The sequence below is a fragment of the Streptomyces fildesensis genome, from assembly GCF_016107395.1.
In the GTDB taxonomy this organism is placed as follows: Bacteria; Actinomycetota; Actinomycetes; order Streptomycetales; family Streptomycetaceae; genus Actinacidiphila; species Actinacidiphila fildesensis.
In genome coordinates, this window is the sequence record NZ_JAAIKO010000001.1 from 465,512 (window position 1) to 480,516 (window position 15,005).

The 15,005-nt window shown below is 71.7% G+C and carries 18 protein-coding genes; 9 read left to right on the forward strand and 9 right to left on the reverse strand.

The window, feature by feature from the left end; genetic code table 11:
* Positions 1-188 precede the first annotated feature (188 nt).
* Positions 189-1,709 (forward strand): hypothetical protein, encoded by a 1,521-nt coding sequence (locus tag C6N31_RS02015; RefSeq protein WP_198357049.1) that lies wholly within the window; start codon positions 189-191, stop codon positions 1,707-1,709.
* Here the strand turns inward: C6N31_RS02015 and C6N31_RS02020 are convergent.
* Positions 1,662-2,054 carry a hypothetical protein gene (locus C6N31_RS02020; RefSeq protein ID WP_198357050.1) on the reverse strand — a complete coding sequence of 131 codons (393 nt, stop codon included), beginning with the start codon at positions 2,052-2,054 and terminating at the stop codon, positions 1,662-1,664. The two genes, C6N31_RS02015 and C6N31_RS02020, sit on opposite strands and share 48 nt — an antisense overlap.
* Before the next feature lie 191 nt (positions 2,055-2,245).
* Between C6N31_RS02020 and C6N31_RS02025 the strand changes: the two genes are divergently transcribed.
* Positions 2,246-2,899: a uridine kinase family protein gene (locus tag C6N31_RS02025; RefSeq protein WP_244809366.1), complete on the forward strand. Its 654-nt coding sequence runs from the start codon at positions 2,246-2,248 to the stop codon at positions 2,897-2,899.
* A 232-nt stretch (positions 2,900-3,131) separates the two neighbouring features.
* Here C6N31_RS02025 and C6N31_RS02030 read toward each other — a convergent pair whose 3' ends face one another.
* Positions 3,132-3,911 carry a SigE family RNA polymerase sigma factor gene (locus tag C6N31_RS02030; protein ID WP_138352208.1) on the reverse strand — a complete coding sequence of 260 codons (780 nt, stop codon included), beginning with the start codon at positions 3,909-3,911 and terminating at the stop codon, positions 3,132-3,134.
* Between the two features lie 233 nt (positions 3,912-4,144).
* On the opposite strand from C6N31_RS02030, the gene C6N31_RS02035 reads away from it, so the two are divergent.
* The 5 genes from C6N31_RS02035 (at position 4,145) to C6N31_RS02055 (ending at position 7,820) form a co-directional block, all read left to right on the forward strand.
* Positions 4,145-4,822 (forward strand): response regulator, encoded by a 678-nt coding sequence (locus C6N31_RS02035; protein WP_187144990.1) that lies wholly within the window; start codon positions 4,145-4,147, stop codon positions 4,820-4,822.
* A gap of 29 nt (positions 4,823-4,851) precedes the next feature.
* The gene (locus tag C6N31_RS02040) at positions 4,852-6,315 is read left to right on the forward strand and encodes a sensor histidine kinase (protein WP_198357111.1); all 1,464 of its coding nucleotides are present in this window, start codon (positions 4,852-4,854) and stop codon (positions 6,313-6,315) included.
* Between the two features lie 5 nt (positions 6,316-6,320).
* The gene (locus C6N31_RS02045; protein WP_232484668.1) at positions 6,321-6,977 is read left to right on the forward strand and encodes a hypothetical protein; all 657 of its coding nucleotides are present in this window, start codon (positions 6,321-6,323) and stop codon (positions 6,975-6,977) included.
* Positions 6,978-6,994: 17 nt separating this feature from the next.
* On the forward strand, positions 6,995-7,528 hold the full coding sequence (locus C6N31_RS02050; protein WP_307811157.1) for a VanZ family protein: 534 nt from the start codon (positions 6,995-6,997) through the stop codon (positions 7,526-7,528).
* A 91-nt stretch (positions 7,529-7,619) separates the two neighbouring features.
* Positions 7,620-7,820, forward strand: coding sequence for a PspC domain-containing protein (locus C6N31_RS02055; RefSeq protein WP_138352210.1), 201 nt, complete (start codon positions 7,620-7,622; stop codon positions 7,818-7,820).
* Here the strand turns inward: C6N31_RS02055 and C6N31_RS02060 are convergent.
* From C6N31_RS02060 to C6N31_RS02070, 3 genes are all read right to left on the reverse strand, one after another.
* The gene (locus tag C6N31_RS02060; protein ID WP_198357051.1) at positions 7,804-8,526 is read right to left on the reverse strand and encodes a hypothetical protein; all 723 of its coding nucleotides are present in this window, start codon (positions 8,524-8,526) and stop codon (positions 7,804-7,806) included. The genes C6N31_RS02055 and C6N31_RS02060 overlap by 17 nt on opposite strands.
* 140 nt (positions 8,527-8,666) lie before the next feature.
* On the reverse strand, positions 8,667-9,029 hold the full coding sequence (locus tag C6N31_RS02065) for an ATP-binding protein (RefSeq protein ID WP_138352212.1): 363 nt from the start codon (positions 9,027-9,029) through the stop codon (positions 8,667-8,669).
* A gap of 104 nt (positions 9,030-9,133) precedes the next feature.
* Positions 9,134-10,300: an adenosine deaminase gene (locus C6N31_RS02070; RefSeq protein ID WP_138352213.1), complete on the reverse strand. Its 1,167-nt coding sequence runs from the start codon at positions 10,298-10,300 to the stop codon at positions 9,134-9,136.
* A 100-nt stretch (positions 10,301-10,400) separates the two neighbouring features.
* On the opposite strand from C6N31_RS02070, the gene C6N31_RS02075 reads away from it, so the two are divergent.
* Entirely contained in the window at positions 10,401-11,177 is a 777-nt protein-coding gene (locus tag C6N31_RS02075; RefSeq protein WP_138352214.1) for an alpha/beta fold hydrolase, read from the forward strand.
* A gap of 21 nt (positions 11,178-11,198) precedes the next feature.
* Here C6N31_RS02075 and C6N31_RS02080 read toward each other — a convergent pair whose 3' ends face one another.
* A complete protein-coding gene (locus C6N31_RS02080) occupies positions 11,199-12,185 on the reverse strand; it encodes a LysR family transcriptional regulator (RefSeq protein WP_138352215.1) in 987 nt (328 codons plus the stop codon).
* A 92-nt stretch (positions 12,186-12,277) separates the two neighbouring features.
* On the opposite strand from C6N31_RS02080, the gene C6N31_RS02085 reads away from it, so the two are divergent.
* Positions 12,278-13,621 carry an MFS transporter gene (locus tag C6N31_RS02085; protein ID WP_198357052.1) on the forward strand — a complete coding sequence of 448 codons (1,344 nt, stop codon included), beginning with the start codon at positions 12,278-12,280 and terminating at the stop codon, positions 13,619-13,621.
* Positions 13,622-13,700: 79 nt separating this feature from the next.
* Here the strand turns inward: C6N31_RS02085 and C6N31_RS02090 are convergent, their stop codons facing one another.
* The 3 genes from C6N31_RS02090 to C6N31_RS02095 all read right to left on the reverse strand — a co-directional run bounded on the left by C6N31_RS02090 (position 13,701) and on the right by C6N31_RS02095 (position 14,791).
* The gene (locus tag C6N31_RS02090) at positions 13,701-14,165 is read right to left on the reverse strand and encodes a Uma2 family endonuclease (RefSeq protein ID WP_307811159.1); all 465 of its coding nucleotides are present in this window, start codon (positions 14,163-14,165) and stop codon (positions 13,701-13,703) included.
* On the reverse strand, positions 14,096-14,290 hold the full coding sequence (locus C6N31_RS45865; protein WP_307811161.1) for a hypothetical protein: 195 nt from the start codon (positions 14,288-14,290) through the stop codon (positions 14,096-14,098). Before C6N31_RS45865 ends, C6N31_RS02090 begins: the two co-directional genes overlap by 70 nt.
* Positions 14,291-14,398: 108 nt before the next feature.
* Positions 14,399-14,791, reverse strand: a complete 393-nt coding sequence (locus C6N31_RS02095) for an ATP-binding protein (protein WP_307811163.1) — start codon at positions 14,789-14,791, stop codon at positions 14,399-14,401.
* Positions 14,792-15,005 lie beyond the last annotated feature (214 nt).

Sequence of the window (15,005 nt, forward strand, 5' to 3'; positions counted from 1 at the left end):
CCGGCCTGCGATCGACCTCAGGCGGAGATCCAGGCTCACGCACGCACCAGGGCGTGTGAGCAAGGTCTCCGTCCACCGGCACCCCTCGCGGGGCAGGCTTGACCCGCGGGGGGCGTTGCGTTTTCAGGTACCTGTTCACCGCGCCGCCGTGTCTCCCCGCGTCAGTGCGCCACCGTCGGAGGATCCCTGTGTGGGACGGCTTCACCGGGGTTCTTCCCTACGTCGCCTTCAGCGCGTTCCTGTGCTTCCTGGTGCCGTCCGTCCCGGTGTGGCTCGGGCGCCGCAAGGCCCGCGCGATCGCCGCCGGCCGGCCGATACGGATCCGCAGCCGGCTGCGCGTCGACGAGCCGCCGTCCGCATCCCCTGACACCGGCCCGTCCAGTACCTCCGAGCGCGGTGAACTGGTGGCGCTGCCCGGCGGGCCGCTGTACTTCCTGTCGTCGGACGGCCCGGTACCGGTGCTGGAACTGCCGCCCGGCGGCACCTTCGAGCGCACCCTGTACGCCCGCGCCGGCTCCGCGCCCGGCTCGGGCCGCCGGATCGTGCGGACCGCGCTCGTCCACCGCACGCCGTCGGGCGGCAGCCTCCGCGTCGAGACCGCCCGCGGCGACAGCCGTGCCCTGCGGGCCGCCCTCCAGGCGCCTCCCACCGGACGGCCGGCCCCACGCGCCCTGCCGGCCCGGCTGCCGGTCTGGTGCGCCGTCCTGGCCGTCCTGGCGCTGCTCGGCGCCGTACCGGTGGCCTCGATCGCCGTGTTCGGCAAGCAGGTCACCGCCCATGTCACGTCGAACACCGGGGACGACTACTGCGGTGTCGGCTGGGCCGACCCCTGGGACGGCTCCCGCAGGGACGCCGAGGTCGACTGCATCCGGGCGGACGACGGGCACTACCGGCGCGGCGACACCATCGACGTCATCGCCCTGCCCCGGCCGCTGCGCGGCAACGCCTTCGACACCGACAGCCTGCCGATCCTCGGCGTGCTCTGCGCGGCCGAACTGCTGGTGAGCGCGCTGGGCTTCGGGCTCTCGCAGCTGCGCTGGAGCCGCCACTGGCGGCCCTCGGAAGCCGTCCCCGCCACCGTCACGACACCCGAGCAGCCCGAGCGGCCGTCCACCGACCCGGTGCTGTCGCTGGCCCGGCCCCTCGACCGGCTGCTGGCCCGCCGTCTCCATCTGCCGCCGGACTTCCACGACTCGCCCTGGTGGCGGGTTTCCGTACTGCGGAAGCTGGCCGTCCGCGACGGCGTCTCGTTCGGCGGCCTGACGCTCCTCGGACTGGCCCTGGTGCTCCTGCGCGACCTGTGGACCCACGACAGCGACGCCACCGTCTGGATCATCGTGGCGGCGCTCACCGCTCTGGGGGCCGCCGCGCGCGTCGTGCACCGCGCCGTGGACGCCACCCGCGTCGTCCGCACCCTGCTGCGCGCCGTCCGCTCCGGCGACCCGCAGGAGGTCCGCTACGCCCTGCTGTACGTCGCGGAGGCCGCCGACACCAGCTGCCTGTGCCCGGACGACGCCGACGGCCGGCGCGCGGAAGTGGCCGTCGCGACGGCCTCGATCGGCATCGCGACCCCGGCCGCGGCCGTGCCGAAGGCCAGGAGCGGAGCGGAAGCGGGCACCGCACCCGGCCGGCAGGGGGCGGCGTACGTGGAGGAGGGTTCCTCAGCCGGGCAGGAGGGTGGACAGCTGGCCCACGAGCGGCAGCTCTGACACCGAGTCCCCCTGGGAGAGCGGCCCGGTCACGGCGCCCGTCGACACCGGCTTGAAGTCCGCCACCTGCGGGGTTACCACGTTGTCCAGCGGGTCCACCCCGGTCTGCGCCAGCGGGTTGATCGTCAGGTGCTTGACCGGGCCCAGCGCGTAACCCAGGGCGGAATCGGAACCCAGCGTCGAGCCGACGGCCGAATCGGAGCCGAGGGCCGAGTCGGTGAGGGCCGGCGCCGTGCCGGCCGACGCCGAGCCGCTCGCCGCGAGGGCGGCGGCCGCCGCGGCGACGGTGACGGTGGCCGCGGTGCGCAGCAGGGAGTTCAGCTTCGGACGGGCGTGGTTCGGCATGGCCACCTGCTTGGCATAGAAGTGCGGTGATCTGGTGGAACACGGCACGGGGACGCGTCCCGGCGACACTCACGGCGCGGCACCGCGGAGGATCGCCATTCGGCTACACAAGGTAGTTGGACGAGTGCACAGCGTCCAAACCTGCGCCCGGGGGGTCACCCGGTCGGCGCAATGCCGCACACTGTTCTCTCGTGAGTTCCTCTCCGTCCACCGCGCGCGTGATCCTGCTGGCCGGCCCTTCCGGGTCCGGCAAGTCGTCCCTGGCCGCCCGTACCGGGCTGCCGGTGCTGCACCTCGACGACTTCTACAAGGAGGGCGACGACCCGACCCTCCCCCAACTGGCGCACGGCGCCGGCACGGACTGGGACTCGGCGCTCTCCTGGGACGCGGACGCGGCGGTGGCGGCGATCAGCACGCTGTGCGCGACCGGCACCGCCTCGGTGCCCGAGTACGACATCGCGTCGAGCTCCATCACCGGCGAGATCCATGTCGAACTGACGGGCTCCCCCGTCTTCGTCGCCGAGGGCATCTTCGCGGCCGACATCACCGACCGCTGCCGCGAACTGGGACTGCTGGCGGACACCCTGTGCCTGCGCGGCAGTCCGGCCGTCACGGCCTGGCGGCGGTTCCGCCGCGATCTGGCCGAGGGCCGCAAGTCCGTGACGGTCCTGCTGCGCAGGGGCTGGCGGCTGATGCGCGGCGAGCGGGCGATCGTGGCCCGGCAGACCGCACTGGGCGCCTACCCGTGCGGCCAGGACGAAGCACTGCGCCGCATCACCGCGCTGCCGCTGCCCGCACCGCGCGCGGCGGCGGACCAGCCGACCGACATACCCGTGGACGCGTAACCGCCCCGAACGACGGCCCCGGCCCCCGCCCCGCACGCACAAACAGGTGCGGGACCAAGCAGTCCCCCCGGACTGCCCGGTCCCGCACCCACCGCGCTCCCCCGACCGCGGCTTTCCCCCGTACCCCCCGGTTTTTCCCCCGCTCCCCGTTCCCCCGTATCCCCCGTTCCCCCCGCTTCCCCGTTCCCCCCCGCCGGTCCCCCGACCGGCGTTCTGTGGACGGTCCGAATCGTCAGGCCACCAGCTCGCCGAACGACTCCTCCTCGTCGCGGCCGAAGCTCAGCGCCTCGTCCTCGCGCATCCGGCGCAGCGAGCGCCAGATGCTGCTCTTGACCGTGCCGACGCTGATGCCGAGGATGTCGGCGATCTCCGGGTCGGTGCGGCCTTCGTAGTAGCGGAGCACCAGCATGGTGCGCTGGGTCTCGGGAACCTTGGCCAGCGCCTGCCACAGCACGGCGCGCAGTTCGGTGCCGCCCATCGCGTCCGACTCGCCCACCGTCTCCGGCAGTTCCTCGGTCGGGTACTCGTTGAGCTTGCGGCGGCGCCAGGCGCTGATGTGCAGGTTGGTCATGGTGCGGCGCAGGTAGCCGCCGACGGCCGCCTTGTCGCTGATCCGGTCCCAGGCGCGGTAGGTGGAGAACAGCGCGCTCTGCAGCAGGTCCTCGGCCTCGTAACGGTCACCGGTCAGGTGGTAAGCGGTGGCGTAGAGGGAGGCGCGGCGGTCCTTGACGTAGGCGGTGAACTCCGCCTCCGCCAGGCTGTCGTGCCGCGGTACCGGAATGGTGGCCGTTGCGGTGGCCGTGGCGGCCGGTGCACCGGCGCCGCCCTCGATCGCCGTCATGTACGGCGGCCGGTTGCGGGTCACCTGGCCGGTGCTCTGTGCCGTCTGTCGTCCGGTGCCGCGAGCGCACCCCCGTCCGTTCGCGGCACCGGACTTCCCGTCGTTCCGGCCGGCGGTGTGCTGGCGCGGCTGAAGGACTGCGGTGGTGGTGGTGCTGTGCAGTGCGTTCATGTCGCGCCCCCGTCGGTGGAACCGTCTTGGTGATATTCGGCGTCGGTCTCCGTGTGGATGCCGCTGCCTTAGGTCCATAAGACTGCCGGGCCAGTTTCATGGCGCTGTCCGCCGAGTGTCACAGGCCCGTCACAGAGACTTCCGGTACACGCAGAGTGAGCCGGAGGCCGATCCTTGAGGTGAGATCCCCCAGTGCTCGATACATGGGCATCCGGTAGGTCACAATGACCGGCGTGCCTTTCCTGTTGCTTATCGAGGATGACGACGCCATCCGTACCGGCCTCGAACTCGGCCTGTCCCGCCAGGGCCACCGTGTGGTTGCCGCGGCGACGGGCGAGGACGGCCTGAAGCTGCTCAAGGAGCAGCGCCCCGACCTGATCGTGCTGGATGTGATGCTGCCGGGCATCGACGGCTTCGAGGTGTGCCGCCGGATCCGGCGCACCGACCAGTTGCCGATCATCCTGCTGACCGCCCGCAGCGACGACATCGATGTCGTCGTGGGGCTGGAGTCGGGGGCCGACGACTATGTCATCAAGCCCGTCCAGCCCCGGGTGCTCGACGCCCGCATCCGCGCCGTGCTGCGCCGCGGTGAGCGCGACAGCACGGATTCCGCGGCCTTCGGCTCCATCGTGATCGACCGTTCGGCGATGACGGTGACGAAGGACGGCGAGGATCTGCAGCTGACGCCGACCGAGCTGCGGCTGCTGCTGGAGCTGAGCCGCCGGCCCGGCCAGGCCCTGTCCCGGCAGCAGTTGCTGCGGCTGGTGTGGGAGCACGACTACCTCGGTGACTCGCGGCTGGTCGACGCCTGTGTGCAGCGGCTGCGCGCGAAGATCGAGGACGTTCCGTCGTCACCGACCCTCATTCGTACGGTCCGCGGTGTCGGGTACCGCCTGGACACGCCGCAGTGACGGACCGGTTCTTCGGCTGGGCCACCGGCATGCTGCGCTGGACCAGCCTGCGGCTGCGGCTGGTCGCGGTGTTCGCCGCGGTGGCGCTGACGGCCGCCGTGTCCGCCTCCGGGATCGCGTACTGGCTGAACCGTGACGCGGTGCTGACCCGTGCGCAGAACTCCGCGCTCAACGACTTCCGCGACTCGCTGCAGCGCAACGCGGCCTCGCTGCCGGTCAACCCGCCGTGCGAGGGGCTGAAGGACGCCGCCGACGAGATGGGCGGCCCCGGCAGCTACGCGGTGCTGCTCATCGACAGGACCCCGGACAACGGGCCGTGCGCGGCGCCGTCCAGCCGCGACGTCTTCACCCTGGACGATGTGCCGAAGGCACTCCAGGACGCGGTGAACACCCGGCACAAGCAACAGGACAACAAGTACCACCTGCACTGGCTGCGGATCTCGCTGCACGGCACGCCGTACCTGGTGGCCGGCGCGAAGATCATGGACGACGGCCCGACCGGCTACATGCTCAAGTCGCTGGACGCGGAGCGCAAGGACCTCAACTCCCTGGCCTGGTCGCTGGGGATCGCCACGATGCTCGCGCTGATCGGCTCCGCCCTGCTGGCCCAGGCCGCCGCCTCGACGGTGCTGCGGCCCGTCCAGCGGCTCGGTGTCGCGGCGCAGCAGCTCGGCGAGGGCCGGCTCGGCACCCGGCTGAAGGTGTCGGGCACGGACGAGCTGGCGGAACTGTCCAGGACGTTCAACAAGGCGGCGGAGGCCCTGGAGACGCGGGTGGAGGAGCTGAGCGCGCGGGAGGCCGCCAGCCGCCGCTTCGTCGCCGACATGTCGCATGAGCTGCGCACCCCGCTCACCGCGATCACCGCCGTGACCGAGGTGCTGGAGGACGAGGCCGACTCCCTCGACCCGATGATCGCGCCCGCCGTGCGCCTGGTGGTCAGTGAGACCCGCCGGCTCAACGAGCTGGTGGAGAACCTGATGGAGGTCACCCGCTTCGACGCGGGCACCGCCCGGCTGCTGCTCGACGAGGTCGACGTGGCCGACATGGTGACGGCGTGCATGGACGCGCGGGCCTGGCTGGACTCCGTCGAGCTGGACGCGCCGCGCGGCATCTTCGTCCGCCTGGACCCGCGCCGGCTCGATGTGATCATGGCGAATCTGATCGGGAACGCGCTCAAGCACGGCGGCTCCCCGGTCCGGGTGTCGGTGCGGACCGCCGAGGACCAGCTGGTCATCAGCGTCGCGGACAACGGTCCCGGCATCCCCGAGGACGTGCTGCCGCACGTCTTCGACCGTTTCTACAAGGCGGACGCGTCCCGCGCCCGTTCGGAGGGCAGCGGGCTCGGCCTGTCGATCGCGATGGAGAACGCACACATCCACGACGGCGACATCACCGCCGCGAACGCGCCGGGCGGCGGCGCCGTCTTCACCCTGTACCTGCCGGTGCGGCCCGCCGAGGCACTGCCCGAGGGCGACGAGGACGGCCGACCGTGACGACCATGACGTCCCTCCTGCAGAACGGCCTGCGCTCCTCGCGGGCCGGAACACTCCGCACCGCCGCGCTGCTCGCGGCCCTCGTCACCGCCGCCACCTGCGGCTGCGGCATCCGGACGACCACCGTGCCGGTGGACGCGGGACCCGCGCCCACCCGGGTGTCGTGCGCCGTGCCCCAGGCGACCGTCCCGCCGGAGACGCCCGGCGCCACCGTCGTGAAGGTGTACCTGGTGTGCAGCGCGCTGGCCGCGCAGGTCACCCGGACCGTCACCAGCTCCGACGTCACCGGGGCGCGCCCCGCTCCGGCGAGCCGGCTGATCGCCGCCCATGAGCTGCTCGACCAGCTGAAGCGCCGGCCGTCGGCCGGGGAGGCGGAGGCCGGGTTCGCCACCGAGGTGCCCGGCAACCTGAACCTCACCGGCCCCAGGCCGGGTGATCCGAAGGACTCGCTGCGGCTGAACCTGTCGCTGGACGAACTGCCGTCCTTCGCACTGGCCCAGCTGGTGTGCACCTTCACGGCCGCGCCCGGTGTCGGCCTCGCGGACCGCTCCGTACCGCTCGGCGGTCCGGATGCCGCGGACCCCGTCAAGCGCTACCTCTGCACGTCCGCACTGCGCACCAGGCCGGACGCGGCGGACACGGCGGGAACCGTCGTCAAGTGAATGGCGTCATTCCCCTCGTGCAGCCTGAAGCCCCGATCCTGAAGGCACGCGCGATGGGCCTGGTGCTCACCGCCGTGCATCTGTCCTTCGTCGGATGGCTGATGCTCCGGCCGCACTACGTTCCCTGGGTGGCGGCGCCCAATCTGCGGCCGCTCGACACCATCCACGCCGACCTGGCCATGAGCCCGTTCGAGGCGGCCCGGCGGCTGCTCGCGGGACTGCTGCTGCTCGCCCCGCTCGGTGTCCTGCTGCCGATGACGGGCGGCCGGATCCGCACCCCCGGGGTCGGCTCCTTCGCCCGCACGGTCTTCGCCGGACTGATGGTGTCGCTGTCCGTGGAGTTCCTGCAGACGGTGGTGCCGGGCCAGATCTTCGACATCGACGCGCTGCTGCTGAACACGGCGGGCGTCGCCCTGGCGTATCTGGCGGTCGTCCCCGCGGCCCGGCGGCTGCTGCGCCGCCGCGGGTTCGGTGCCCTCACCGGGCCCGGACCCCGGGCCCGGTCTCAGGGGTCGTCCCCGACGACTCCCAGGGTCGGGATCGCCCCGTAGAGCGATGATTCGACAGGGTATGTACTCGTAGCGTTGGAGACATCGGAACACCGGAAACCTCCGGCATCCGACCTTCCGACAGGAGTACGAGATGAGCGCCCTCGCCCGCCCCACCAACGGCCGCATGATCGGCGGTGTCTGCGCCGCGCTGGCCAACCGGTTCGGCACCTCCGCCACGACGATGCGGGTGATCTTCCTGCTGTCGTGCCTGCTTCCCGGCCCGCAGTTCCTGCTCTACATCGCCCTGTGGGTGATGCTCCCGGCGGAGAAGTCCGCTACCGCCGCTTGGTGACCGGCGCGCCCAGCTTCTTCAGCTGCGCGGTGACCACCGCCGGCGGCACGTCGTAGCTCTTCGCCAGGGTGACGTCCGCGCCGCGGAAGATGCTGACGGTCGAGCCGGTACGGATCACGACGAAGTCCTGCCGTGCGCCGCTGCCGCCCGCCGCGAAGCCGAGCGCGAACCGCAGATCGTCGTCGCCCAGTTCGAGCGCGGGCCGCGGGGCGACCGCCACCGGCACTCCGGTGACGCCCCCGATGACCGGCTTGAAGCCGGCCGCGCACGCGTGAACCGCGGTCCGCAGGGCCGCGACCGCCTTCTGCGCTCCCCCGCTGCCATAGGCGGAGAGCGTGACGGTGACGCCCGCGCCGGGCATCTTCTGGCCGGCCGGGGCGAGCGCCCTCGGGACGGTCTCCTTGGCACCGGCCGGCGGACGCCCGGAGAGCAGATCGGCGAGCGGCTGGCACGCGCGCTTGTCGGCCGCCGTGGCGTCGGCGGCCGCACCGGCGGCATAGCCCGCCGTCACCGTGAAGCCCGGCACGTCCCCCGGCACGAGCGCCGTCCGCTCCAGCGCCGTGCGCGCGGGCAGCACGGCCGGCGTGGTGGCGCCCGGCCCGGTGGAGGCCCCGGCCGTGTCGCCGCCGGACGATCCGCTGCAGGCCGTGACCAGCAACAGGGGCGCGAGCAGCGCGAACCCGGCGATCCTCTGGGGAATGTGCACGCGCGGAGCGTAGCAAGAGCGACGGGCCGTACCCCGCCGGGAAGGCAGGGTACGGCCCGTCGCCGCGTCACGATGCGCGTAGCGGTCGCTGGTCGGTCCGCGGCTGGGCACCGCGGGGTCGGTGCTGTGGTGCGGGAGGGTCAGCCGCCGAGCAGGCCGCCGGGCAGCGCGTTGGTGGCCACCGGGCCGGTCGGCAGGCTGTTGGTCGTCACGCCCTTGGCCACCGGCAGACCGCCGAGGAGGCCGCCGACCGGGTCCTTCTGGGCCTCCGGCAGCGTGGAGCCGCTTCCGGTGAGCACCGTCTTGGTGGACTCGGTGGCCGTGCTGAGGCCGGGCAGGGTGTCGGTGACCTGGCCGGTCGGCAGCTGGCCGGCGAGCTGGCCGACCGTGCCCAGGGCGTCGACGGCGGGGAGGGCGGCGGCCGAGGCGGAGCCGGCGGCAGCGGCGGCGAAGGCGACGCCGAGAGCGGCGGCACCAAGGGTCTTCATGGTTCGGGTCGTCATGGCTCCGGAACGTAGTCATGACATCACGAAGGGTGCAAGCGGGGAAAATATGTACGGGCGTGGCCGTAACCCGGGGGTCACGGCCACGCCCGAAGGTTTTCCGATCAGCCCTGCGGTGTGGCAGAACCGCTGGCCAGCGCCGGTGTGGCGGCGGCCTGCTGGAACAGCCACTCCGCCTTCAGCTCGGCGTATCCGGGCTTGATTACGTCATTGATCATCGCGAGACGTTCATCGAAAGGGATGAATGCTGATTTCATCGCATTGACCGTAAACCACTGCAGGTCATCGAGGGAGTACGCGAAAGCCTCGACCAGGTGCTCGAACTCACGGCTCATGCTCGTACCGCTCATCAGCCGGTTGTCGGTGTTCACCGTGACCCGGAAGTGCAGCCGGCGCAGCAGCCCGATGGGGTGCTCGGCGTACGAGGCGGCCGCCGCCGTCTGCAGGTTGGACGACGGGCACATCTCCAGCGGGATCCGCTTGTCGCGGACGTAGCTGGCGAGCGGGCCCAGCTTGACCGCACCGTCCTCGGCGACCTGGATGTCGTCGATGATGCGCACCCCGTGGCCGAGCCGGTCGGCGCCGCACCACTGCAGCGCCTGCCAGATCGACGGCAGCCCGAAGGCCTCACCGGCGTGGATCGTGAAGTGGTTGTTCTCCCGCTTGAGGTACTCGAAGGCGTCCAGGTGCCGGGTGGGCGGGAAGCCCGCCTCGGCGCCCGCGATGTCGAAGCCGACGACGCCGTGGTCCCGGTAGCGGTTGGCGAGTTCGGCGATCTCCAGCGAGCGGGCCGCGTGCCGCATCGCGGTCAGCAGCGCGCCGACGCGGATGCGGTTGCCGTCCTCACGGGCCCGGCGCTCGCCCTCACGGAAGCCCTCGTTGACCGCTTCGACGACCTCTTCGAGGGTCAGTCCGGCTTCGAGGTGCTGCTCGGGGGCGTAGCGGATCTCCGCGTACACGACACCGTCGGCCGCGAGGTCCTCGGCACACTCGGCGGCGACCCGCACCAGCGCCTCGCGGGTCTGCATGACCGCGCAGGTGTGGGCGAACGTCTCCAGGTACCGCTCCAGGGAGCCGGAGTCGGCGGCCTCGCGGAACCAGGTGCCGAGCTTGTCCGGATCGGACTCGGGGAGACCGGCGTAGCCGGATTCGCGGGCGAGATCGACGATCGTGCCGGGACGCAGCCCGCCGTCGAGGTGGTCATGGAGGAGCACCTTGGGCGCGCGACGGATCTGGTCCGGGGTCGGGGTGCTCGTTTTCTGGCTCTGCATTCACGAACGATACCGCCTACGCGCGTAGATCACCTCCCGGGGCGGATTATTTTCCGCACGGACATGTAGCGCACACCCCTCCGTCTGCCATCGTTGGGCCATGGCTTCGCAAGCATTAACGGCGCGGGATGCCCGGCTCGGCCGGCCGGTCGCGCCGGGACTCGTTCCCGCCCCGCGGCGCGAGACCGGAGAGACGGTCCGCGCCGTCGTCCTTGTCCTCCCCGGCGGTGACGCCACCAGCACCCGCCGCCGCTCCCCGCTGGCCGCCGCCCTCATGTGGCCGCTCGCCCGCCATCTGGTGCGCGAAGGCCGGGCCGACGGCCTCGCCGCCCATGTCGTCCACTACCGCTACCGCGGCTGGAACGGCGGCAACGCCCATCCGGCGGAGGACGCCGCATGGGCCGTCGGCGAGATCGTCCGCCGCTACGGCGACGTCCCGGTCTGCCTCGTCGGCATGGACATGGGCGCCCGCGCGGCGCTGCACGCCGCGGGCCACCCCGCCGTCAACTCCGTTGTGGCGCTGTCCCCTTGGCTGCCGCCCGGCGAGGAACCCGATCCGGTGAAACAGCTCATCGGCCGCCAGGTCCTCATAGCCCACGGCACCGACGACTTCGCCACCGATCCCGAACTCTCCTACCTCCTCGCGGAACGCGCCAAGAAGGTCAACCGCGACGTGTGCCGCTTCGAGGTCCACACCGACGGCCACACCCTCCACCAACACCGCGCCGAGATCTTCGCCCTCACCACCGACTTCACCCTGGGCGCCCTCCTCGACCGCCCCTTCGCCCGCCCCATCGCGGACGCACTGGCGGCACCACCACCGCTGGGCCTGCGAATGCCACTCGCCTCCGGCTTCGGCCAGTCCCTCCACCACTAGGGCCTGGCCCTGGGCCGCGCCCTACCGCGGCAGCAGCTGTCCCCGGCGCGACAGCAGGAACTTCTTGAACGCCGCCACCGGCGCCGTGTCCGGATGCCCGTCCAGCCACGCCACCCCGATGTACCGCACCGCGCGCGGCGCCGACACCGTCAGCTCGACCACCCCCGGCCGCGGCACCGCCGGCGGCGGCAACAGAGCCACGCCCAGCCCCGCCGCCACCAACCCGCGCAACGTCTCCGCCTCCTCGCCCTCGAACGCGAGCCGCGGTACGAAGCCCGCCTCGGCGCAGAGGTCGTCGGTGATCCGCCGCAGCCCGTAGCCCGGTTCGAGGGCGACGAACAGATCACCCGCGGCCTCGTCCAGCCGGACCCGCTTACGGTTCGCCAGCCGGTGGTCGGCCGGGACCACCAGCCGCAGCCGCTGCTCGTCGAGCCGCCGGACCACCAGGTCCGGCGCGTCCGGCGGCGGCGACGTCAGGCACAGGTCCAGCTCGCCGGCGCGCAGCCGCTCCAGCATCGCCTCGGCGTAGTTCTGCACCAGCTGGAACTGCACGCGCGGATAGTCCGCGCGGAAGCCGCGCAACAGCGACGGGACGGTCTCGGACCCGAGCGTGTGCAGAAAGCCGAACGCCACCTTGCCCGTGTGCGGATCGGCGTCCACCCGTACCGCCTCGGCGGACCGCTCCACCTCGCCGAGCGCCCGCTCCGCCGACGCCAGGAAGGTGTGACCCGCGCGGGTCAGCTGGACGTTGCGGCCCCGGCGGGCGAACAGCGCGACCCCCAGATCCTGCTCCAGCCGGACCATCGCACGGCTCAACGTCGACTGCGGCATCCCGAGTTGCTGCGCGGCGCGCGTCACGTGCTCGTGCCGCGCCACGGCGGCGAACTGGGCGAGGCGCGGCGCCAGCACCGCCGCCCAGGACTCGCCGTCCAGGTCCGCGACGGTCGGCGCCGCGACCGGCGGCCGGCCTGTTACGGAAGTGTCTTTTCCGTTGCGGGGCGATGACATCGACCCCGCTGACCTCTTCTCATGCGTCACAGCATCAATACTGCACTGTTTGTGCATTGGACGCATAAAACCGGCGGTCCTAGATTCATGGCATGCCTCCCGCCGATACGGAGGCGTCCGCCGCACTGCGCGCGGGCGCCTCTGCTCCGCCGTCCCCCGACACCACCGCCAAGCTCAGCCCCGGCAGCCCCGGCTACCGCCGCGCCAACTTCGCGCTCTTCGCCGCCGGTCTCGCCACGTTCGCGCTCCTGTACTCCACGCAGGCACTGCTCCCCGCGATCTCCGCCGACCTCGCGCTGACCCCCGCACAGGCGAGCCTCACGGTCACCGCCACCACCGCCGCCCTCGCCATCGCGCTGCTGCCGGTGAGCGCGCTCAGCGAGAAGTACGGCCGTACGGCGGTCATGACCGCCTCCGTCTTCAGCGCGGCTCTCCTGGCCCTCGTGATCCCGTTCGCCCCGGACCTCACCACGCTCGTCGTGCTGCGTGCCGTGCAGGGCGTGGCACTGGCCGGGCTCCCCGCGACCGCCATGGCGTACCTCGCCGAGGAGATCCACCCCAAGGCGGTGGCCTCCGCGATCGGCCTGTACGTGGCGGGCAACAGCATCGGCGGCATGAGCTCGCGGGTGTTCTCCGGAGCGGTCTCCCAGGCACTCGGCTGGCGCACCGCCCTCTTCGTCGTCGGCCTCGTCGCGCTCGCCTGCGCCCTCGCGTTCCGCCTCCTGGTCCCGCCGGCCCGCAACTTCCAGCCCGGCCCGGTCAACCCGGCGGCCCTCCTCCGCACCGTCACCGGCCACCTCGGCAACGCGCTGCTGCGCAGGCTCTACGCGATCGGCCTGCTCTTCATGGCCGTGTTCGGCGCGGTCTACACGGTGCTCGGGTATCGGCTGATGGCTGAGCCGTTCGGGCTCTCGCAGACCGCGGTCGGCCTGATCTTCCTCGTGTACCTGGTGGGAACGGCGGCCTCGGCGGGATCCGGTGCGCTTCTTGGCCGGGTCGGCCGCCGGGGGTCGCTCTACGTCGCGGTGAGTCTGGCGGCGGCCGGCCTGCTGCTGACTCTGTCGACGTCGCTGGTTCTGGTGCTGGCCGGCCTCGTACTGATCACCGGTGGCTTCTTCACCGGCCACGCCGTGGCGTCGTCTTCCGTGAGCCGGACGGCGACGACGGGTCGGGCGCAGGCGTCGGCGCTGTACCTGACGGCGTACTACATAGGGAACAGCGTGGGCGGCACCGTGGGCGCTTCCGCTTTCAACGCGGCGGGGTGGGAGGGGACGGTGGCCCTCAGCCTTTCGGCGCTGGTTGGGGTGGCGGGGATCACCCTCTACGCCACGCGGCGCGCTGTGCTTACTGCTCGGGCCGGTGGTGGGTCGGGGGCCGGGCCTTCCGGTGCAGGGGTCCGAAATCGACTATTTACGGGCGTGGCCGCCCACAAATAGCTCGGCAGCATTTCGGACCCCTGCACCTCCAGCCCCGCCCCCCTCACGTCCAAGCCCCGGCGCCGGCTGAGCCCGGCACTTAGCCGACCGGGAACGATCCCGTGTCCAGCGTGATCGCGAACGGCGCGGGCAGCTCGATCGGATCGCCGAACTTCACGGCGTGGTGAGACCGGTAGACATCACCCTCCGGCTCGCTGAACAGGGTGACGGTCGGACCGCCAGGTGCCCAGGAGTCGATCAGCAGATACAGCCGCACCCCGGCGCACGCGTAGGCGGCGGGTTTGCTGATCCGGTCCTGCCCGGCGTTGCCCGGAGAGGTGATCTCGACGACCAGGTGGGCTTCGCTCGCAGAGATGAAATTCCCCGGTGTTGCCAGTGCCGCTTCGGGTGCGACCACCAGGTCGGGGATGTAGAGACCCTTGCGGAGGGGGATCGCGACCCCCAGCGTCTGGAAGATCCCCCACTCCTCAGGGATCACCTTGTACAGGTGGCGTTGGATCCGATGGGCAATGCTGTTGTGGTCATTGGCGTGCGGTGGTGCCACGGTGACGTTCCCTCGATGATCTCCACCGTGCAGCCCTCGGGTACGTCCGTCTCTTCCCAGATACGGACGAGGTCGTCCCAGCCGTAGCCGCTGTGCGACTCCGGCTCGACGTTGAGTGCGCTCATGGTGTGCTCCTCGTTCGGTACGTCACCGATCCCAGCATGCCGAACGGGATCGGTGGACGTCCACCGATCCCGTTCACCCAAACGAGGAAACCGCAGGCCAGGGCCTCATCAGCGGCGGCTGGGGTCGGCTGCCACCTGGGCCCAGACGAGTTTGCCGACGCCCTGGCGGGTGTTCACGCCCCAGCATCCGCGGGTGAGCTCCTGCACCAGCGCGAGGCCGCGCCCCCATTCGTCGTCCTCGGACGGCTGCCGCATCTCCGGCCGCTTCCCGTTCGCGTCATGCACCTCGATGCGCACGCCGCCGGCCAGCCGAATGACCCGCGTCTCGACCCGTCGCCCCGGCACCCGTCCGTGCACCACCGCATTCGTCATCAGCTCGGAGATGACGAGCACAGCCGGTTCGACGAGGCCTGCCAATCCCCAGTCGTTGAGCGTCTCCTCCAGCAGGTGCCGGGCCTGGCCGACCGAGCGGGGTGAGGACGGCCACCGCGTTGTCACCACGGAGGCCCCATCGCGAACTCCGCCCCTGGGCGGTACCTGTTGCATCGTCGTGCCTCCGTCGTCCCGGGGCCGTTACTCTCGGCGAAGTCGTGCGTGCTCTATGTGAGCAACCGCATGCAAGCGTGGCACTCCCGGCGCTACGGTGATAGCGCTCCAGCGGAATTCTGCCGTCAACTTTTCGCGTGAACTTCCTTGTCCCACCAGGGATTTCACA